This is a genomic window from Aliiroseovarius sp., assembly GCF_965228805.1.
GTDB lineage: Bacteria > Pseudomonadota > Alphaproteobacteria > Rhodobacterales > Rhodobacteraceae > JASBTN01.
Genome location: NZ_CBDDIE010000003.1, coordinates 2148430 through 2168171, shown reverse-complemented (window position 1 = coordinate 2168171; position 19742 = coordinate 2148430). Strand labels below are relative to the sequence as shown.

Annotated in this window: 14 protein-coding genes; 7 read left to right on the top strand and 7 right to left on the bottom strand. The window is 64.8% G+C overall.

Annotated elements, in window-relative coordinates; all coding sequences use genetic code 11:
• Positions 1 to 29: 29 nt before the first annotated feature.
• Positions 30 to 2171, top strand: a complete 2142-nt coding sequence (locus ACO07D_RS11635) for a HEAT repeat domain-containing protein (protein ID WP_421703110.1) — start codon at positions 30 to 32, stop codon at positions 2169 to 2171.
• 7 nt (positions 2172 to 2178) lie between these two features.
• Here ACO07D_RS11635 and torT read toward each other — a convergent pair whose 3' ends face one another.
• Positions 2179 to 3153 carry a TMAO reductase system periplasmic protein TorT gene (gene torT, locus ACO07D_RS11630; RefSeq protein WP_421703109.1) on the bottom strand — a complete coding sequence of 325 codons (975 nt, stop codon included), beginning with the start codon at positions 3151 to 3153 and terminating at the stop codon, positions 2179 to 2181.
• On the opposite strand from torT, the gene ACO07D_RS11625 reads away from it, so the two are divergent.
• Positions 3152 to 5911: an ATP-binding protein gene (locus ACO07D_RS11625; protein WP_421703108.1), complete on the top strand. Its 2760-nt coding sequence runs from the start codon at positions 3152 to 3154 to the stop codon at positions 5909 to 5911. The genes torT and ACO07D_RS11625 overlap by 2 nt on opposite strands.
• A gap of 3 nt (positions 5912 to 5914) precedes the next feature.
• On the opposite strand, the gene torR is transcribed toward ACO07D_RS11625, so the two are convergent.
• Complete coding sequence (gene torR / locus ACO07D_RS11620) at positions 5915 to 6619, bottom strand: two-component system response regulator TorR (RefSeq protein WP_421703107.1); 705 nt, start codon at positions 6617 to 6619, stop codon at positions 5915 to 5917.
• Between the two features lie 155 nt (positions 6620 to 6774).
• On the opposite strand from torR, the gene ACO07D_RS11615 reads away from it, so the two are divergent.
• The 3 genes from ACO07D_RS11615 (at position 6775) to ACO07D_RS11605 (ending at position 13254) form a co-directional block, all read left to right on the top strand.
• On the top strand, positions 6775 to 9450 hold the full coding sequence (locus ACO07D_RS11615; protein ID WP_421703106.1) for a molybdopterin-dependent oxidoreductase: 2676 nt from the start codon (positions 6775 to 6777) through the stop codon (positions 9448 to 9450).
• Positions 9451 to 9556: 106 nt separating this feature from the next.
• Positions 9557 to 10564: a GTP 3',8-cyclase MoaA gene (gene moaA, locus ACO07D_RS11610; protein ID WP_421703105.1), complete on the top strand. Its 1008-nt coding sequence runs from the start codon at positions 9557 to 9559 to the stop codon at positions 10562 to 10564.
• A 134-nt stretch (positions 10565 to 10698) separates the two neighbouring features.
• The gene (locus ACO07D_RS11605) at positions 10699 to 13254 is read left to right on the top strand and encodes an ATP-binding protein (RefSeq protein WP_421703104.1); all 2556 of its coding nucleotides are present in this window, start codon (positions 10699 to 10701) and stop codon (positions 13252 to 13254) included.
• A gap of 12 nt (positions 13255 to 13266) precedes the next feature.
• Here the strand turns inward: ACO07D_RS11605 and ACO07D_RS11600 are convergent, their stop codons facing one another.
• The 3 genes from ACO07D_RS11600 to ACO07D_RS11590 all read right to left on the bottom strand — a co-directional run bounded on the left by ACO07D_RS11600 (position 13267) and on the right by ACO07D_RS11590 (position 15955).
• Positions 13267 to 14082, bottom strand: a complete 816-nt coding sequence (locus ACO07D_RS11600) for an NlpC/P60 family protein (RefSeq protein WP_421703103.1) — start codon at positions 14080 to 14082, stop codon at positions 13267 to 13269.
• Positions 14082 to 15467, bottom strand: a complete 1386-nt coding sequence (locus tag ACO07D_RS11595; protein WP_421703102.1) for a leucyl aminopeptidase family protein — start codon at positions 15465 to 15467, stop codon at positions 14082 to 14084. Before ACO07D_RS11595 ends, ACO07D_RS11600 begins: the two co-directional genes overlap by 1 nt.
• 107 nt (positions 15468 to 15574) lie before the next feature.
• On the bottom strand, positions 15575 to 15955 hold the full coding sequence (locus tag ACO07D_RS11590) for a hypothetical protein (RefSeq protein WP_421703101.1): 381 nt from the start codon (positions 15953 to 15955) through the stop codon (positions 15575 to 15577).
• Positions 15956 to 16228: 273 nt separating this feature from the next.
• Between ACO07D_RS11590 and ACO07D_RS11585 the strand changes: the two genes are divergently transcribed.
• Together ACO07D_RS11585 and ACO07D_RS11580 are read left to right on the top strand one after the other, a co-directional pair.
• Positions 16229 to 16867, top strand: coding sequence for a lysophospholipid acyltransferase family protein (locus tag ACO07D_RS11585; RefSeq protein WP_421703100.1), 639 nt, complete (start codon positions 16229 to 16231; stop codon positions 16865 to 16867).
• The gene (locus tag ACO07D_RS11580) at positions 16864 to 17805 is read left to right on the top strand and encodes a phosphatidate cytidylyltransferase (RefSeq protein WP_421703099.1); all 942 of its coding nucleotides are present in this window, start codon (positions 16864 to 16866) and stop codon (positions 17803 to 17805) included. The genes ACO07D_RS11585 and ACO07D_RS11580 overlap by 4 nt, the downstream gene beginning before the upstream one ends.
• A 95-nt stretch (positions 17806 to 17900) precedes the next feature.
• Here ACO07D_RS11580 and ACO07D_RS11575 read toward each other — a convergent pair whose 3' ends face one another.
• Positions 17901 to 19076, bottom strand: coding sequence for an acetyl-CoA C-acyltransferase family protein (locus ACO07D_RS11575; RefSeq protein ID WP_421703098.1), 1176 nt, complete (start codon positions 19074 to 19076; stop codon positions 17901 to 17903).
• Positions 19077 to 19190: 114 nt separating this feature from the next.
• Positions 19191 to 19652: a MarR family winged helix-turn-helix transcriptional regulator gene (locus tag ACO07D_RS11570; RefSeq protein ID WP_421703097.1), complete on the bottom strand. Its 462-nt coding sequence runs from the start codon at positions 19650 to 19652 to the stop codon at positions 19191 to 19193.
• Positions 19653 to 19742 lie beyond the last annotated feature (90 nt).

Here is a 19742-nt window from a genome sequence, read left to right as displayed (position 1 = left end):
CCGCCCAGATGACCCTCAGGAGGCCCCAGATGCTGAAACGCGCGACCCAGGTGAGTGACGATTTCGATCCCGTCCCGACCCTTCTGCATCACCTTCAGATCGGCAATGACGTGATCCGCACTGACGCGGTGCGTGCCCTGGCCGCGCAGGCGCCCGGCGACGAGCGCGTGCGTCTTGCCCTGATCGAGGCCCTTCTGGACGAAGACCCCGACGTGCGCTCCGACGCCATGGATGCCCTGCCGCTGTTTGCCCAGCCCGAGGATGCGGACCGCATCCGCGAGAACCTGGTGGGCGACCCGGTGCGAGAGGTCAAACTGGCCGCCATCAACATGTTGGCGGACCTCGGCGACACTGCCTCCATCCCGCTTCTGCGCAAGCTGGCGCTCAGCCGTTGCGAGGACGAGGTCGCCTGGGAGGATGAGATCGGCCTCTGGGACGAATGGCTCGAAATCCAGACCGCAGCGATCCACGCCTTGGGCCGTCTGGGCGCCGTGGACGCCATCGAAGACATCCTGGCCGCCCGCGATGACGAATATGGCCAGAACCTGGACCTGCCCGTCTGCGAAGCCCTGTCCGGCATGGGCGAGGCAGGCATGGTCTGGCTGCTGGCCATGGCGCAGACCGAAGGTGGGTTGCCGCGCAAACGTGCGTTGGAGGCGATGGGCAAGCTCGACGCCGAAGCCCTGCTGCCACATCTGGATTTCCTGCTGGGTGACGACAGCGCAGAAGTGCGCCGCCTGGCCCTGCCTCTGCTGGCGCCTGACGACGACCGCGCGGGCTACCTGGCCCTGAAGGACGCCGACCCCGCCCTGCGCGCCGAAGCGCTGGCCCATGCGGCACCTGCCCGCCCGGACCTGGCGGTGTCGGCCCTGTCCGACCCCGACCCCATGGTTCAAGCTGCGGCTCTGGACGAGTTGCAAACGCCTCTCGTCCCCGAGCTGGCCGAGGCGCTTTCGGCCAACATGCAGGCCTGGCTGCTCACAGACAACAGCGCCCTCGCCGCCGCCGTGGCGCGCAACTGGGTGCGCCTGATCGATAACGCCACGCCGGAACCATTGGAGATGCTCTTGCGCAATGGCAACCGCCCGCTGGACGCACGCGTCGCCGCGGTGGAGGCACTGGACGCGCTGCAGGATGACGGCGCGAACGAGCGGCTGGTGGATCTGCTGACCAACCCGGCCCAGCAAGTACGCATGGTCGCTCTGACCTGCCTGGTTGAACGGGCCAAGACGGGCGATGACGTCGCCGTGGACGCCTTGGAAGCGGCGGCAACGAACACGCTGATCACACCCGAACCCGCCACCGCGCCGCTTGCCCTGCCCGAGGGCGAAGATGTACCGCGCTTGCGCATCGACGAAGACGGGCAAATCGCCGCTACGAGCGACAAGGCGCCCTCCGCGCCCACCTCGACCCTCGAAGCGATCCAAATCAACCGGCTCGCCAAGCCCGAAGTCGCCGAGGCGGGCAAGGATGCCACCGGCCCCGACGACAGCAAGGGCAACAAGGGCAAGAAAACCAAACGTCGGCGCAGCGTCGAAGGACCAGCCGAGATCGGCGAAGACCTGACGCGGGTCTGCCTGGGGCTGATCGGCGCCCTGCCCGACCCGCGCATCGGCGCGGCCATCCGCACCATGACCGAGACCGGCCAGGACAACCTGCGCGCTGCCGCCTACCAGGCGTTGGTGGCGCGAATGGAAGCTGGCTTGGCCAATGACGCGGACCTTCGACGCCTGCGCACTGGGCTGATGGACCGACTGGACCGTGTCCGCGGGCTCTGTGCTCGCCTCGCCGTGGGGCATCTGGAATTGCATCCGGCCCTGGCCCAGCACCTAGACGATACCGATGCCCAGGTCCGGGCCCATGTGGTGGCCGTGATGGACAACCCCGAAGATTTGGGTGCCGCCCTGGGCGATCCGGATGCGCGGGTGCGTGCAGCGGCCTTGACCCGTTTGGCTACCGACCTGGATGACAGCGGTGACACCGAGGCCGCCGAAGCATTGCTGTCCCCGCTGCTCAATGCCGAGGCCACCGAAACCCTGGCACTGGCGCTGACCTTGTCGCGGCTTCTGCGGGCAAAGGCCCTTGCGTGTCTTGCCAATGAGAGCACGTCGAAACGCCACCAGCATGTGCTATTGCAGGCGTTTGCCGGGGGTGTGGCTGGCGTCGGCTGAGGTGCGGCTACTCGATATCCAACTGCAGATCCGCGGGTGACAGCGTGATCGGGCCGGTCCGTGCACCTTCGGCGCTCAACAGGCGGATCGCCGGGCCGTGCATGCCCTCGTTGTGATGCCCCTGCATCGCCTGCAGCGCCATGCGCACCCCAAGGCGACCTTGCGCCACCGGGTCGTCAAAGGGCACAGCCGCGACCTGGCCGTTACGCAGACCGCGCCGAACCGAGTGGCTGACATAGGTCGCGATCAACCGAGGGAACGCCCCGTCATACCGGGCAGCCAGCCCCATGGCGCCTTCGATCGCCGGGGCGGTGCCGACCAGGTAGTCGATAGTCGGCGCGTGGCTGAGCACATGTTCAACCTCGCGCAGCTGCTCGCGCAACCCGCTGTCCGCATGTCGAGTGATGGCGATCTCGACGGCCGATCCATCCAACCCTGCGCGCAGCCCACCCTCCAACAGGGGTGACCAACCGCTGTCCTTGGGCCCGGTCACGAAGCCGACGGTGACCGGCGCACTTCCTGCAGGGTGCCTGCCCGCCAGAAAGTCGCCAACCGCCCGCCCCATGTCACGCCAGTCGACCCCAATGGCCCCCGCAAGGTTCGGCGCGCGCAGCTCGTTGACCAGGGCCAGCACCGGCATGTCCGCGGCGGTGCGCGATACGGCATCCAGCAACACCGGATCATCCGCCGACACCGCGCCCAGCAACACTGCCCCGGCCCCGGCCGAGCGGCAGGTTTCCAACAGAGCAACCTGGCGATCCAGCGCGTGATACCCGCCGCTTTCGTGGATCATGAGCGCAACCCCGGCCGCCCGCGCTTCCTCGCGCAGGCCGAACCCGACGCTGAGCCAGTACTCGTCCTTGAAATGCGGCACCACGATGCAGATGGCCCCTTGCCGGGCGACCGCTTCGGCGCTCCCCCCCTGCGGCGCGACGCAGAGGCCGATTGCAGCCGCCAGGGCCAGCGCATAGGCTCGCCCCATGCGACATACGCGGTTCGACCAACAGCTATTGCGGGTCTTCAGTTTCATCGTGGGCCTGTCGATCCTTGTCAGCCTGGTGGCACTCGGGTCGAACAGATACCTGTCCGCACAGCAGCGCGCCTTGATACAGAACAACCTGCCAGCGGCCGCAACTGCCCGCAAGATTGCCGATGAAAGCGCCTTTGTCGCCGCCGTCGCCCCGGCCTTTGCCGAGCTCGGCAATGCCGATGAGCTGCGCGCCCTGGTCGGCTCGCTGCAATCTCAGCTGGACGCGCTTGAGGCAGATTTCCGAGCGCTCGAAGGGATCGCGGTGGCGCCGCCATCCCTGTCCCGGCTGGGCGAGCTGGTTGCACGGCTGACCGAGGCGACACGCCTGCGCCTGGAGGCCCAGGACCGCCTGGCCCGGGATCTGGACGGGGTCCGTGCGACGATGGACGAGCTGCAAGCGCTTCTGGCTGCGGAACTGGACATCGCCCGGGTGCGTGTCACCGCGACCATTTCGGACATGTATGAACAGGGCGAACGGGATCGCCGCGCCATGCTGGACGCCTTGGCCGACCGCGACTTCTTTGCCTATGATCGCCAGGTTGAACTCGGCCGCGCGGTAGATCGCATCGGCAGCCTGCTGTTGCAGATCGAGACCCTGCGCAGCCCGAACCTGCTGACCACTCAAACCAACCGGGTGACCTCCGAGCTCGCCACTGCACGCGGGCGGTTGAGCTACCTGGCCTCTGCCTCGACCCGGGAACGCGCCAGCGACCTGTTGGACGTCCTGGCCCACGAGCTCGACACAGATGGCAGCTTCGCAACCCAACTTGCGCGGATCGAAACAGAAGCACAGGCAGAGGCGTTCTTGGCCGACATCCGCCAGGAGGTCAGCGCGTTGACCGAATTTTCGCAGGCCCTGCTTACCCAGCTCAGCACCCAGGCCGTGACCTCGCAGGCCCGCACCGAGGCATTGGCGCGCCAACTGGCCGCGGGGCTTGCGCTGTTGCTGATCCTGGCCACGGGCATCGCCATTGTGACCTGGCAATATGCCCGCCGCCAGGTGGTGGGGCGGCTGCGCGGCGTGGCTGAACATATCGAAGCACTGGCCGCCGAAGATTATGGGCGCGACATTCCCGTCTCGGGTTCTGACGAGATCGGCGAGATGGAGCGGGCTCTGCACATCCTGCGCACCCGAGCCGCCCGGGCGCGCGAACTGCGTGATCAGCTGGAGGATACCGTACGCCAGCGCACGGGCGATATCGTGACCGAGATGAAGGCCCATGACGCGGCCCGCGCCGAGGCCGAGGCCGCGAACCGCGCCAAGTCGGAATTTCTGGCGATGATGAGCCATGAAATCCGAACGCCCCTGAACGGCATCATCGGCATGCTGCGCCTGATGGAAAGCGATAGTGACAAGGTACCGCCTCGCCTGGTGACCGCGCGGGCTTCAGCCGAACAGTTGCTGGGGCTGACCAACGACCTGCTGGATTATGCCTCGACCGAGCAGTCGAAACTGGCCAATGATCCGGTGCATTTCGACCTGCGCGCCCTGATTGGCCAGCTGGGAACATACCTGGCGGTGAACGCCGAAGCCAAGGGGCTGAGCCATTCGATCAGCGCGGCGTCGGACCTGCCGCCCGCCCTGTTCGGGGACGTGGCCAAGATTCGCCAGGTGCTGGTGAACCTCCTGTCCAATGCCACGAAATACACCGATGCCGGGCAGGTCAATCTGCAGATCGACCACGCGCTCGACCCCGACCGCGGACATGTGTTGTCCTTCTCGGTGCAGGACACGGGGATCGGCATTGCCGCCAAGGACATGGACTACATTTTCGATGCCTATGGCCGGGCTGACCCTGGACGGCGGGCGGATATCCAGGGCATGGGGCTGGGCCTGTCGATCTCGCGCCGCCTGACCGAGGTGATGGGTGGGCTTCTGAGCGTCGAAAGCGCGCCGGGCGAAGGCGCGCGGTTCACGCTCACGCTTGCGTTGCCCTTGGGGGACCTGGCCCGTGTGGCCCGGCTGTCCGAACGGGCGGTGCGCGCCGAACTGGGTCAGGCCGTTCTGCTGGTCGAGGACAACCCGGTCAATCGCATGGTTGCACGTGGCTATCTGGACCGGCTGGGCTGCCGGGTCGAAGAGGCCCAGGATGGTGCGCACGCGTTGGAGCTGGCCGGGAGGCATCGGTTCGACGTCGTGCTTCTGGACATCGACCTGCCCGACATGAGCGGGGACGAGGTGGCGCGACGCCTGGCTGCGGCGCTCGATCCGCTGCCCCGGCTGGTGGCCCTGACCGCCCACCACCTGCAAGACAGCCCGGAGGAACGGGCACGCCTGGGGGTCGAGAGGGTCTTAACCAAACCGATCTCACCCCGCCTGCTGCACGAAGTGTTGGAGGGCGATACCCCCATCGAGGCCCCCAAGACCCACGCTGGACTGGCCGAAGACATCGAAGATCTGGGCGTCGAGGAAACCGCCGCCATCTTGACCGAATTCCTGGCCCAGGTGGACCTCAGCCTGCCGGAACTCGAAGCCGCAGCCGACCAGGCAGACCATGAGACCGCCCGCAAACTGGCGCATCGCCTGAAAGGGGCGGCAGCGAATTTCCACCTTGCGGAATTCTGCGAGGCCCTGGCCCGGATCGAGGCACGGGCACGCGAGGGGGCTGACCTGTCCGGCACGTCAAAGGCGCTGCGTAAGACAGCCCCTCCAGCGGTGGAGCAGCTCAGGTCAACGGCTGCAGCGCTGGGGCTGTCCCTACCGGATTGATGCTCAATTGCCGTCTTCGACGAACAGGTAGCCTTCACCATGCACGGTAATGATCCAGTCCGGCCGCGCCGGGTCGGCTTCGACCTTCCGGCGCAGGCGTCCGACCAACACGTCGATGGTGCGATCCTCGGGCGCGCCCTGGCGGTGCTGGGTCATTTCCAGCAGCCGGTCGCGCGACAGGATCACGCCCGGGTGACGCATGAAAGCATCCAGCAGTTCGTATTCGGCGCGGGTCAGCGGCTCAATCTGCCCGTCCGACGCTTCAAGCCGCCGCCGTGACCGGTCAAGGGTCCACGCGCCGACCTGCGCGGCGGCCGCCGGTGCGGGAGCCGCAGCCTTGATCTGGTCGATACGCATCAACAGGTTCTTCACCCGGGCAAACAGTTCGCGCTTGTCGAAGGGTTTGGTGACATAGTCATCCGCCCCCATCTCAAGCCCGACGATCCGGTCGATCTGATCATCGCGGCTGGTGAGAAGGATGATCCCCGCGTTGGAGGCCGCCCGCTGTTCACGCGTGATCGTCAGCCCGTCCTTGCCATCCAGGTTGATATCCACCAGCAACAGGTCCGCCGGATCGCGTGCCAGGATCGCCTCCATCTGGGCGGCATCCTCGGCCTCGCTGACCCGGTACAGCTGCTTGCGAAGCGCGCCCGCCAGGCGGCGGCGGGTCACGGCATCGTCTTCGACAATGACGATATGCTGGCTCATTTCATCCTTTCCTAGCCCTTTTGCCAAAGGCTCGGAACGCATTTTTACATTCTTTCACAAACTCGAACAGCCCGTTCATGCCCGGCGAAAGACCGGTTCATCGCGCGTCCATAAGGTCGAGGTCAGACAAACGCTCTGATCCCATGGAGGACATCATGACACTCGCCACACCAACCCGCCGAGCTTTCCTGCAAGGGGGCGCCGCCTTCTTCGGTTCCGCCAGCCTGATGGGGTCCACCGCGCTGGCCTCGATCGACCCGAACAGCTTCTCGGGCCGCAGCTTCCACGCCAGCCACTATGGCCCGTTCGAGGCCGTGGTGCGCGACGGCAAGATCGTCGGCATCAACGCGATGATGGAGCTGGATGCGCGCCCGACCGAGATGCTGACCTACGGCATCCTGGATCGCACCTATGACAAAACCCGCGTGAACTATCCGATGGTGCGCAAATCCTACCTGGAAGGGTGGGAGACCGGCGACATCAAACCGGAGCTGCGCGGCAAGGAAGAATGGGTGCGCGTCGATTGGGACACCGCCTGGTCGCTCGCCGCCAAGGCCCTGCTGGACACCGCCACCAACCACGGCAACGAAGCCATCTTCAGCTCGTCCTACGGCGGCTGGTCCAACGCGGGCGTGTTCCGCCCCAACGTGCTTCAGGGTCGTCTGCTGAACCTCATGGGTGGCTGCACCAACACCGCGGGCGACTGGTCCGCCGGCGCCGGTCAGGTCGTCATGCCGCATATCATCGGTGACATGGAAGTGTACTCGGCCCAATCCGCCTGGGAAACCATTCGCGACAACACCGAGGTCTTCGTGCTGGTCGGCTGTGACCCCATCAAGAACAACCGCATCGAATATCGCGTCGCCGACCACGGCATGTATGCCCATTGGGAGGAAATCCGCGACAATGGCGTGAAGTTCATCTCGATCAACCCGCAGCACACCGCGACCGACGAATATCTGGGCGCCGAACGCACCGCGATCATCCCCAACACCGACACCGCGCTGTTCCTGGCCATGGCCTATCACGCGCTGGAAATGGGTTGGGACGACAAGGACTATATGGCGAAATACACCGTCGGTGCCGACAAGTGGATCGCCTATGTGAAGGGCGAGACCGACGGGCTGCCGAAGACGCCTGCCTGGGCCGCGAAAATCACCGGCATCGAGGAAGCGAAGATCAAGGAGTTCTGCGAGCTCATTGCCTCCTCCAACACCGCCATCGCGGGGTCCTGGGCCATTCAGCGCGCCCAGCACGGTGAAATGGCCTATTGGTCGATCGTCAACTTCCAGGCCCTTCTGGGCAAGATCGGCAAGCCGGGCCAGGGTGTGGGCTTCAGCTGGCACTACGGCAACGGCGGCATGCCCCAGGGCGGCAACGCCACCCCGGTCGGCATGAGCCAGGGCCGCAACTTCGTCAAGAAGATCGTGCCCGCCTCGCGCATCACCGAAGCGCTGGAAAACCCGGGGGTCGAGTTCTTCTACAACGGGCAGACCAACCAGTATCCCGACATCAAGATGATCTTCAACGCCGGCAACAACTTCATGTCGCACCAGCAGGATACCAACCGGCTGATCCGCGCGCTTGAGAAGGTCGAAACCATCGTCTGCGTCGACGTCTGGTGGACGGCGGCGACCCGTTGGGCCGATATCGTGTTCCCGGCGTCCTCGACGCTGGAACAGGACGATATCACCTCGGGCGGCACCTATTCGAACGACCGGGTCTACGCGATGAAGAAGGTGATCGAACCCATCGCCGACAGTAAACCGGATTACGAGATCTTCGAAGGTCTGGCCGACAAGCTGGGGCTCTGGGCGCAGTTCACCGACAGCGAAGACAAGATGTATCACATCAAGCTCGCCTACGAAGCCTCCGGCGCCGCCAAGGAGATCCCGTTCGAAGAGTTCTGGGAAAAGGGCTATGCCCGGATGCCGGTCCCGGCCGAAGCCCGCAAGTGGACCCGTCACGGCGCCTTCTACGAAGACCCGGAAGCCAACCCGCTGCATACCTCGTCCGGCAAGATCGAGATGTTCTGCGAGACCATTGCCGGTTTCGAGGTTGAGGATTGCCCCGGCATGCCGATGTGGCTGGAGAAACACGAGTTCCTCGGCAACGCCAAGGAAGGCCAGCTGCACGTCGTGTCGCCCCACCCGTGGTACCGCCTGCACAGCCAGATGGGCAACTCGGAACGGCTGCGTGACCTCTACATGGTGCAGGGCCGCGAGCCCGTGCGCATCAACGCTGAAGACGCCGCCGCGCGCGGCATCGAGGATGGCGATCTGGTCGAGCTTTACAACAAGCGCGGCACGGTCATTGCGGGTGCCGTGGTGTCGGATGACATCATGCCCGGCGTGGTCTCGATCTACGAAGGTGGCTGGCCGCAGCTGGACAGCAAGGGCCGTGACAACTCGGGTCTGGCGAACTTCCTGACCTCGACCCAGCGCGCCTCGGGCCTGTCGGAGGCGACCACGGCCAACACGACCCTGATCGAGATGCGCAAATGCGAGGACCCGGAAGGCCCGAACATGGCCTACCACCCGCCCGCCATCATCGAGGACATGGACGTGGCCGCGATCGACGACGACAAGCTGGGATTGGAGCGGCTGGATGCGCTGACCTCTGCGCTCTATGCCGACATGACGCCCGGCGAGAAGATGTTCTTCGAACGCTGCACCGTCTGCCACGCCCCGCGTGAAGTGACCCACTACACGCAACAGCAGTGGAAAGGCATCGTGCCCTCGATGTTCGAACGGGCCGGTCTGGAAGACAGCGAACGCGAGCTGGTCATGGACTACCTGATGAAGAACGCCGCCGACGCAGCAGCCCACTGAACCCAAGGTGCCGGCCCCTGACCGGGGGCCGACCCTCCTCCCGGAGACCGGTGATTGGCCCTGCGTCCCTTGGCTGACCACCGGTTTTTTTACGACGGAGACCGACATGCCCTTCGATGCCTCCCCCGCCCCGCTGATCGACGGCTTCGGCCGTCCGGTCACCTACCTGCGCCTATCCGTCACCGACCGCTGCGACCTGCGCTGCCGCTATTGCATGCCGGAACGCATGACCTTCCTGCCGAAGAAGGACATCCTGTCGCTGGAAGAGATGGCGCGCATTGCGGGGCTGTTCATTCGCCACGGTGTACGCAAGATCCGCCTGACCGGCGGCGAGCCCCTGGTACGCAAGGGTGTCATGTCCTTGGTCGAGGCACTGGGACAACATGTGGACAGCGGTGATCTGGACGAGCTTTGCCTGACCACCAACGGCACGCTCCTGTCGCGCCATGCCGAGGGTCTGTTTGCCGCCGGGGTGCGGCGGGTCAATGTCTCGCTCGACACGTTGGATGCGGCACGGTTTCGTTACATCACCCGGCTGGGCGACCTGGACCGTGTGTTGGAGGGGCTGGATGCGGCGCAGGCGGCCGGGCTGAAGATCAAGCTCAACGCCGTGGCCAGCCGGGGCGCCTTCGAAGAGGAAGTGGACGATCTCATCCGCTTTGCCCATGAGCGCGGCATGGACCTGACCCTGATTGAAGAAATGCCCCTGGGCGACACCGGCCGCGACCGGGACGCGAATTTCCTGCCGCTCTGGCAGTTGCGCCGCGATCTGGACCGCCGTTGGACGCTGGACCCGCTGGCGTTGTCGACCGGCGGTCCAGCGCGTTTCGTGCGGGTACAGGAAACCGGTGGGCGGCTGGGTTTCATCACTCCGATGAGCTGCAACTTCTGCGCCCTGTGCAATCGCGTGCGCCTGTCGGCCACCGGCAAACTCTATCCCTGCATGGGGCACGAAGGGGCCAGCGACCTGCGCGCCGCTTTGATCGACGGGGATGCCGAGGTCCTGCGCACGATCCGGCAGACAATCGCCCGCAAACCCGAACGCCATGACATGGTGGGCCAAGACGGGCAGGCCTTGGCGCTGTCCCGGCACATGTCCGAACTGGGCGGCTGAGTTTCAAGTTGTCATGACGACAGGCGTCACACCACACAACATCTGAAGCCCGTTACCAGTCCGGGGACTTACCCGCTATGCGCGACTTCCCCTAGCTTCGTTTCGCCTCTAGTCTAGCGCAAACGGAGCCATCCATGCTGTTTAGCCTTTTGCAGAACGTCGCCCTATTGACCTTGGCCGGGATCGGTATCTTGGCCATGCAGCTGCAACACAAACGGCTGGGGGATCCTTGGCTGCGGCGGGTGGTCATCGGGGGCATTCTGGGGGTTGTCACCGCGCTGATCACGGCAAACGCCTTTGTTGCCGAAGGCGTCCGGGCACCGCTGGATGCCAAGGTCGGGCCACTGGTGTTTGCAGGCTACCTCGGAGGCCCTCTTGCCGGAGCGATTGCCGGGGGCATCGGCGCCCTGGCGCGGGTCTGGATTGGCGGGCCGAACATTCTTCTGGGTGTAACCATATTCCTGTTGCTGGGTCAGGTTGGTGCACTGGTCGCGCGCATTCGCCCCCCCCACCGTCACAAACTGGTATCGCCCAAGGCCCTCGGCCTGTTGATCCTGGGCGCGATCCTGGTTCATGTTCTTCCCTTGTTCATGGCGCGGGGCATGCCTGAGGAGGCGGGTACAAGCTGGTCCGTGACAACGTTCCTGGCGTTCCAGGGCTTCGCGATCTTGTCGATCCTCGTCATGACTGCCATCCTCCACCTTTCGAACCGGTTCACGATGGAAAGCCTGCGTGCTGACGAACTGGGGCAACGGCTGGAGCTGGTTGCCCGTTCCGCCCAGCTGGGCGTGTTCGAGCGCAACGCCGGCAGTGACAGGATCCTGTTCGACAAGGGCATGATGTCGATCTACGGGCTGGACCGTGACCCGGGCCATGTGATGGCGTCGGAATGGATCGCGATGCTGCACCCGGCCGACAAGGCCGATATGCTGGACATGGTCGCGCGACTGTGGGCCGGGGATCCGGATGTGCGCCAGATGGAGTTCCGCATCCTGCGCGGCGACGGGAAAACCCGCAATATCCGTATCCACTGGGCGACCCAGTTCAACCGCAGGGGCGCCGTCACGCGTGTTCTGGGCATTCAGGAGGACGTGACCGACATTCGCCAGGCCGAACTGCAGCGCCAAATCGTCGAGGCACGACTGGAACGCATCATGGCCAACCTGCCGGGGGTCATCGTCAGCCTCGACCTCAGCGACCCCAGCAAACCCAGGCCCATTTTTGTCAGCCCGCAATGCAGGGAGATCTGGGGGTTTACCCCCGAGGAATTCCACGCTGCCGAACGTCCTCTCGACTTGCTGCACCCGCCCGCCGAACGCGCCGACATGCTGACAAAGCTGGCCTCGGCCGCCGAAAGCCTTACCCCGTTCACACATCGGTTTCGCGTCTCGTCCGAGGACGGGGTGGAAAGGTGGTTCGAGACCCACACCGGCGCCTCGCGTCTGGCCGACGGCTCGGTTCAAACCGACGGGATCATTCTGGATGTCACACCCGAAATGCGCGCTCAAGAACAGCTCGAGGCACAACGCATCGTCGCCATGCGCGCGCAGAAACACGAAAGTATCGGCCAGCTGACCGGCGGCGTGGCCCATGATTTCAACAACCTGCTGGCCGTGATCATGGGCAACCTCGAACTGTTGCGCGATGAAACCGATACACCGGAAAAACTGCGCATGATCGACACAAGTATCGGGGCGACACGGCGTGGTTCCGACCTGACCCGCAACATGTTGGCCTTTGCCAGCAAGGCGCGGCTGGAGCCCGAGGTGCTCGACCTGAACCATCTGGTGAGCGAAACACGCAACTGGGCCGGGCGCACCCTGCCCGCCTCGATCTCGGTGGAAACGAGCCTTCTGGCAGGGCTGTGGGCCATCAAGGCCGATGCAAGTTCGACCGAAAGCGCGCTTTTGAACCTGATCCTCAATGCCCGCGACGCGATGCCTGATGGCGGGCACCTAACCATCGAGACCGCACATGTGAACATGGACGACGACGCAGAAGAGCTGCACGCCGAGAACCTGGAGCCTGGCCGCTATGTCATGCTGGCGGTCAGTGACACCGGCCGTGGCATTCCTGCCAACAGCCTTGCACAGATTTTCGAACCCTTCTATTCGACCAAACCCCCAGGGGCCGGGTCGGGGCTGGGCCTGTCCATGGTCGAGGGTTTCATGCGACAATCCGGCGGCACGGTGCGGGTCGTTTCCGAACCCGGCAGCGGTACGACGTTCCGCCTGTATTTCAAAGCCCACGCCGCCAAGATGGAAGAAGAGGTCCCGATCATGGCCGGTCCGCGCCCCGAGCAACCTGTTGCGGGGCAGCGCATTCTGGTTGTCGAGGATGAACCCGAGGTGCTCTCAATCCTCGAGACCACTCTGACCCGGGCTGGGTACACGGTCGCCACCGCGCGATCCGGCGACATGGCCCAGGCCCTGTTCGAAGAGGATCCGAACTTCGACCTGCTTCTGACCGATATCGTGATGCCCGGCCGCCTACAGGGCACGGCGCTGGCCAGTGCGCTACGTGAACGCAGGTCCGACCTGCCGGTCGTCTTTCTGTCGGGCTACGCCAGCGAGACCACGGTACGGGGGATCGCGTTGCGCTCTGACGACATTCGCCTGACCAAACCAGTGGGGCGCGCCGACCTTCTGGCCGCGGTTCGACGGTCGCTGAGTGGTCAGCCTGCAAAGTGAACGCGGTTGCGGTCAGAGACGGCGACGCGCAATCACTGGCCCATCACCCTGCGCTTCGATCCGGATGATCGCCGCGTCGATCCCTTCATAGGCCACCGCCATGTGATGCGCATTGGCATGGATGATACGGTTCTCGTCCACCACCATCGCGACATGGCCTTTCCAGAACAGAAGGTCGCCACGCTGCAGGGCGCCGTCGATATCCGCGCCCAGGCTTTCCTGCATGTCACTGTCGCGCGGGCAGGCCCGTCCGGCCGCCCACAGCGCCAACTGCACCAGGCCCGAACAATCGATTCCGCTGCCACAGTTGCCGCCCCACAGATAGGGTGTGCCAAGGAAGCTTTCGGCCACGGTGACCGCATCCGCCGCGACCCAGGACAGAGGTTCAACATGTTGAAGTGGCACGAACCCACCACTGGCCAGTTCGGCAAAGCGGCCAACCTCTCCGACCACCTCCAGTTCACTGAGAAAACTCAGGCTAGCCATTTCTCGGCTCTTGAAGTCTGGCTGCGGATAGATGTGGCTTTGCCGCACGGCCAGCCGATGCGTCGGCGACTCGGCCTGGGCGATCACTTCCTGGGGCAGATAACCGACGTAATCGTCCACCGGGTCAAACCCGAAAGCCCAACCGTCATGGATGTCCAACATCGTGAAACCCTGCCCCAACAGCATCTGCTTGTCCCGCGCACCCGCAGGTGCCGCGCAGAGGTCGACCACCGGCTGGGTTATCCGCATATTCTGCCCAGGCACCAGACGCACACCGGGGGGAGGCACCTCCATGCCCTGGAACGCGACGCGACCATTTGCCGGGGTCAGACGGCGATCCATCACAGGCCCAACAGTTCTGGCAGTGCCGCCAGCACCGCCCGCGCGCCCATTCCCACACCGCCTTTCGGGCGGCCCGGCGCGGCAGTCGGGTTCCAGCCGTAGATGTCGAAATGCGCATAGCGCGGGGTTTCGGTCACAAAGCGGCGTAAAAACAGGGCAGCCGTGATCGATCCGGCGAACCCGCCCTTGGGCGCGTTGTCCAGATCAGCGATGCCGGGTTCGATCATCTTCTCGTAGGGGTCCCAGAAAGGCATTTCCCACACCGGGTCGGCGACCCGGGGCGCAGCGGCCTTGATTGCCGCGGCATCGGCGGGCTCGGTCGCGTAGAAGGGCGACAGATCCGGCCCGACGGCCACCCGGGCCGCGCCGGTCAGGGTGGCCATCGACAGGATCAGGTCGGGCTGTTCCTCATCCGCCAGGGCCAGCGCGTCGGCCAGCACCAAGCGACCCTCGGCGTCGGTGTTGTTGATCTCGACCGTCAGCCCCTTGCGCGAGGTCAGGATGTCGCCGGGGCGCATCGCATCAGAAGCAACCGAGTTTTCAACCGCCGGGATCAACACGCGCAGCTGCACCGGCAGCTCCAGCGCCATGATCATGCGCGCGAGCCCCATGACAGTTGCTGCCCCGCCCATGTCCTTTTTCATCAAGCCCATCGAGCCGCCGGGTTTGAGGTTCAGCCCACCGGTATCAAAGCAGACCCCCTTGCCGACCAGCGTCAGGCTAGGGCCACTCTCGCCCCAGCGCAGGTCGATCAGACGCGGCGCCTGTGGACCCGCACGCCCCACCGCATGGACCATCGGCAAGTTGTCATCCAACAGCGCACCGCCGGTGGTCACGCCGACCTCGGCGCCGAACTCACCCGCCAGATCCCGCGCCGCTTGTTCCAGTTGTGCAGGCCCCATGTCGGAGGCGGGTGTATTGATCAGATCGCGGGTCAGGGCCTCGCCGACTGCGATGGCTTCAAGCCGTGCTGCGTCCACCCCGTTCGGCGCCGCCAACTCCGCCTTGGGGGCGGATTGATCCCGATATCGGGCGAACCGATACCCCGCCAGCAGCCAGCCTAGCGCCGCCTCTTCCAAAGCATCACCGGTCAGGTCGGTCTCCAACCGCCAGGTTCCTTCAGGCAGTTTTGCCCGTGCCACCGCCAGACCAAAGCGCTGCCGCGCCCGTGCCTTGGCATCACCGTAGCCGACCAGCGCCCTGGCTGGCGTGCCCTCCGCACCTGGCAAAACGAGAACCTCGCCCAGGCCCGCCTTGAACCCCTGTGCCTCGGCCCAGCCCCGGGCTGCGGGCTGCAACCCGTCCAAGGCCTCTGCCAAACCTGCTTTATCCACCACCTGGAGCGGCAGGGCATCTTTGGAAGGGGAAGCGAATGTCAGGGTCATAGGGGCCTCGTCTGCAGAGTTTCGCACAGACTACAACGGTGGTCAGGGGCCGCAAGCGTCCCCTTCATCATTCCACCTTTACGCTGCAAGCCCTGGGGTCCCCAAGATCAGACAGGAATGTCCTGAATATCCCAGACCGCCATAAGACTGCCTTCACCAATTCGCCCCAACCGCGCCATGGCCGCGCAATAGGCGGCCCCGTCGGTTGTTTCGGACAGCTCAAGCACATCCCGCGCCACCCGGGCCAGCGTTGTCATGCCGATCTGCTGCGCGATCGAGACGACGCCTTTCATGCCTCTCCGCACCTCATCCATTCGGCCTGATTTGTGATGTTTCTCGACCCTCGCAAGTGCGACGGCCAATTCTTCCAAAGCATGGCTTACCAGCTTATCGGCCCCGGCGGGCCCCAACTGAACATAGAGCACTTCCAGTTGATCCCGGTCGAGCCGAACCTTTTCCTCAAGCGTCAATTGCACAATCGCGTTCACGATCACACCCCATAGTCTTGTCCCTCTAGCCTGCCAAACATGCCGCAGACGGGCATAAGAAAAGGTTTATCACCGCCACAGAAATCGCTCGAATTTCAAGCAAATGCGCCGTAAACCGAAAGGGGGCATAAGGGCGTCCTGGACGAATTGAGCCCGAACGTCTTCGGTCCGCTCCGGCGGAATATGCGGGCGCGAACGCAACCCTGATTTTCGGTGCCCGGCCAAGGGCGTTTCAAATTGTCTGAGCCGCGCAATTGGTGCGGGAGGTGGCATGTGTTGAAGAACTGGATTGCCTGGATTGCGGGCGAAGTGATCGTGATGTTTGCCCGCCTGCTGACGGCGGTGCGCGGGGTGTGGCTGGGGGCCGGGCCCACCCGACGCCAGCGCATCTATTTCGCCAATCACACCTCAAACGGGGATTTCGTGCTGGTCTGGGCGGTGCTGCCGCCCGCCCTGCGCTATCGCACCCGGCCGGTGGCGGCGGCGGATTACTGGCTGACCTCGCCGCTGCGCGCCTTTGCCGGGCGCGATGTGTTCCGCGCGGTGTTGATCGACCGCAACCCGGACACACGCGATGACGATCCGGTCAGCCAAATGGTCAGCGCCCTGGACGAGGGATCGAGCCTGATCATCTTCCCCGAAGGCAAGCGCAACATGGGCGACGTCCCCGCCCTGCCCTTCAAGACCGGGCTTTTCCACGTGGCCAGCCGTCGGCCGGAGGTCGACCTGGTCCCCGCCTGGATCGAGAACATGAACCACGTGATCCCGAAGGGTGAGATCATGCCAGTTCCGCTCTTGTGTTCCGTGCGCTTCGGCGAGGCCATCCATCTGAAGGAGGGCGAAGATAAAACCGCCTTCCTCGACCGCGCCCGCGCGGCCCTCGTGGCTCTGTCCGAGGAGGGTGCGTCATGAGCACCATTCCCGAGTTCGGCATTCTGGCCCTGGCCGCCCTGGGTCTCCTGCTGGTCGCCACGCTCATCGGCGAATGGCTGCAAGCGCAATTTTCCCCCGAGGGGGAGCATCCCGAGGTCGAGGCCTACATGTCGCGCATCCATTCCTGGTGGGGCATGGCGTTGCTTCTGGGACTGGCAAGCCTGTTCGGACGGCCCGGGCTGATCGTGCTCTTTGCGCTCATATCCTTTGCAGCCCTGCGCGAGTTCCTGTCGCTGACCGCCAAGCGCCGTGCGGATCACTGGGCACTGGTCACCGCCTTCTTCGTCATCCTACCGGTTCAGTACGGGCTGATCTGGATCGACTGGTACGGCATGTATTCGATCTTCGTGCCGGTCTATGCCTTCCTGTTCCTGCCCATGGTCTCCGTCCTGCGTGGCGACACCGATCGTTTCCTGATGCGGGTGGCCGAGACACAATGGGCGTTGATGATCTGCGTCTTCGCGGGTTCGCACATACCCGCCCTGTTGGCCCTGCCAATCGAGGGTTTTGAGGGGCGCAACCTGCTATTGGTCATCTTCCTGGTGCTGGTGGTGCAGCTGGCGGACGTTTTGAGTTACGTGGCCGGCAAGTTCCTGGGTCGACACCCGGTTGCACCCGGTCTGTCCCCATCCAAGACCCGGGAAGGGTTTGGTGTTGCCATCCTGGCCGGTGCGGTGATCGGCGCGGGGTTGAGCTGGATGACGCCTTTCGGCCTGCTCGGCTCTGCAGGCCTTGGCCTGGTCGTTGCCGCGCTGGGACTGATGGGCGGCTTGGTCATGTCGGCAATCAAACGCGACAAGGGCGTGCGCGACTGGGGGCATCTGATGGCCGGGCATGGCGGGTTCATCGACCGGCTCGACGGCGTGGTCTTCGCCGCGCCGGTCTTCTTCCACCTTGTGCGTTACGGCTGGACCTGAACCGGCCCGGCGCGGCGGGGTGGGTGTACGCAACGCAGCCACAGACGTGACACCAGCCAGGGTGGGAGCCGCGCAGGGGCCGTCCCCAACCCGCCTCAGATGCGCTCAATGGCCAGAGCGATCCCCTGCCCGCCACCAATGCACATGGTGATCAGCGCTTTCGAGCCACCGATCCGCTCCAGCTCATACATCGCCTTCACGGTAATGATCGCGCCGGTGGCCCCCACCGGGTGGCCCAGGGCAATCGCGCCGCCGTTCGGGTTCACCTTGGCCGTGTCCAGCCCCAGCCCGCGATTGACTGCGATGGCCTGGGCGGCGAAGGCCTCGTTCGACTCGATCACGTCGAAATCCTCGACCGACAGACCAGTGCGTTTCAGCAACATCTCTACCGCCGGGATGGGGCCGATGCCCATCACTTCGGGGCGCACGCCGGCATGGGCGTACCCGATCACGCGGGCATGCGGTTTCAGGCCCGCAGCCTCGGCAGCATCCGCACGCGCCAGCACCAGCGCCGCGGCGCCGTCATTGATGCCCGAAGCGTTGCCCGCCGTCACCGACCCGTCCTTCTTGAAAGCCGGACGCAGCCCCGCCAGCGTCTCGGCGGTGGTGGGTTTGGGATGCTCATCGGTGTCAAAGGTGACAAGCTCGCGACGCTTCTTCACCTCGACCGGCACGATCTGGTCCTTGAAGTGCCCGGCCTTGATGGCGGCCGCGGCCCGACTTTGGCTTTCGGCAGCAAAGGCGTCCTGGTCTTCGCGGCTCACCGCATGTTCATCCGAGACATTCTCGGCCGTGATCCCCATGTGCCCGGTGCCAAAGGGGCAGTTCAGCGCGCCCAGCATCATGTCCTGGGCGCCGACATCGCCCATTTTCTGCCCCCAGCGCGCGGCAGGCAGGATATAGGGCGAGCGGCTCATGTTTTCGGCCCCGCCAGCCAGGGCAAAATCCGCGTCGCCCAGCGCCAGGTTCTGGACTGCCGAGACAATTGCCTGAACGCCCGAGCCGCAAAGCCGGTTCACATTCATCGCCGGGGTGGTGTCAGGAATACCTGCCTCCATCGCCGCGACACGGGACAGGTACATGTCACGCGGTTCGGTGTTGATGATATGGCCGAATGCCACATGGCCGATCTGGCCACCTTCGACCCCAGCGCGAGCCATGGCTTCGCGCGCCACGATGGCGCCCAGCTGGCTGGGCGGTGTGGCGGCAAGGCTGCCGCCAAAGGTGCCGATCGCGGTGCGCGTGCCGCTCAGAATGACGATATCGTCCATGGAAAGTCTCCCGTATTTCGCAGTTGCGCGCAGGTTGCCACAGGGGCGAAACCCTGTCGCTTGTGACGCTCCGTCAGGAGATAGGGCGGGCCGCGTGACGTCCCGTCAGCTGGCTCAGCCGTCGGTCAGCGGATCGCGGGCGGCTTCGTTCAGGCTGCCAACCAGGCGGCGGAAGGTTTCATCCTCCGAGCCGATGGCCTGCAGAAGCCGTTCTTCATAGCGCAGAGCGATTGGGGTCAGGTCGGCAATCATCGCCCAGCCCTTGTCGGTCAGGCTGAGCTCGACCAGCCGTCGGTCGGTGCTGTTGGTGAGCTTGGTGACATAGCCCGCCTCTTCCAGCCGCGAGGCCGCACGGCTGACCTTGGGCTTGTCCATGTTCACCCGCTCGTGGATCTCGCGCACGCTGACCGCGTCTCCGCGCGACAGATGCGCAACCACGCGCCATTCGGCAACCGAGATCCCATAGGCCTTCTTGTAGTGGCGCGCAAAACCCGCGCTGACACGCGCGGCCAGGACGGAAAGCTGGTAGGGAAGGAACGTGTCCAGGTCGAAATCGGTCTTGAGCGTGTCGGTCATACCCTAGCAAGCACATGAATCGTTGTGATTTGCAAGGGTTGTTGACAGGGCGCCATCCCGGGCTTGCATCCGCATTGGTTCCGGTGTGTT

Bases quoted from the DNA above. Each gene is read 5' to 3' on its own strand.
- ACO07D_RS11635 (WP_421703110.1), top strand. From the start codon at position 30: ATGCTGAAACGCGCGACCCAGGTGAGTGACGATTTCGATCCCGTCCCG.
- ACO07D_RS11625 (WP_421703108.1), top strand. From the start codon at position 3,152: ATGCGACATACGCGGTTCGACCAACAGCTATTGCGGGTCTTCAGTTTC.
- torT (WP_421703109.1), bottom strand. From the start codon at position 3,153: ATGGGGCGAGCCTATGCGCTGGCCCTGGCGGCTGCAATCGGCCTCTGC.
- torR (WP_421703107.1), bottom strand. From the start codon at position 6,619: ATGAGCCAGCATATCGTCATTGTCGAAGACGATGCCGTGACCCGCCGC.
- ACO07D_RS11615 (WP_421703106.1), top strand. From the start codon at position 6,775: ATGACACTCGCCACACCAACCCGCCGAGCTTTCCTGCAAGGGGGCGCC.
- moaA (WP_421703105.1), top strand. From the start codon at position 9,557: ATGCCCTTCGATGCCTCCCCCGCCCCGCTGATCGACGGCTTCGGCCGT.
- ACO07D_RS11605 (WP_421703104.1), top strand. From the start codon at position 10,699: ATGCTGTTTAGCCTTTTGCAGAACGTCGCCCTATTGACCTTGGCCGGG.
- ACO07D_RS11600 (WP_421703103.1), bottom strand. From the start codon at position 14,082: ATGGATCGCCGTCTGACCCCGGCAAATGGTCGCGTCGCGTTCCAGGGC.
- ACO07D_RS11595 (WP_421703102.1), bottom strand. From the start codon at position 15,467: ATGACCCTGACATTCGCTTCCCCTTCCAAAGATGCCCTGCCGCTCCAG.
- ACO07D_RS11580 (WP_421703099.1), top strand. From the start codon at position 16,864: ATGAGCACCATTCCCGAGTTCGGCATTCTGGCCCTGGCCGCCCTGGGT.
- ACO07D_RS11575 (WP_421703098.1), bottom strand. From the start codon at position 19,076: ATGGACGATATCGTCATTCTGAGCGGCACGCGCACCGCGATCGGCACC.
- ACO07D_RS11570 (WP_421703097.1), bottom strand. From the start codon at position 19,652: ATGACCGACACGCTCAAGACCGATTTCGACCTGGACACGTTCCTTCCC.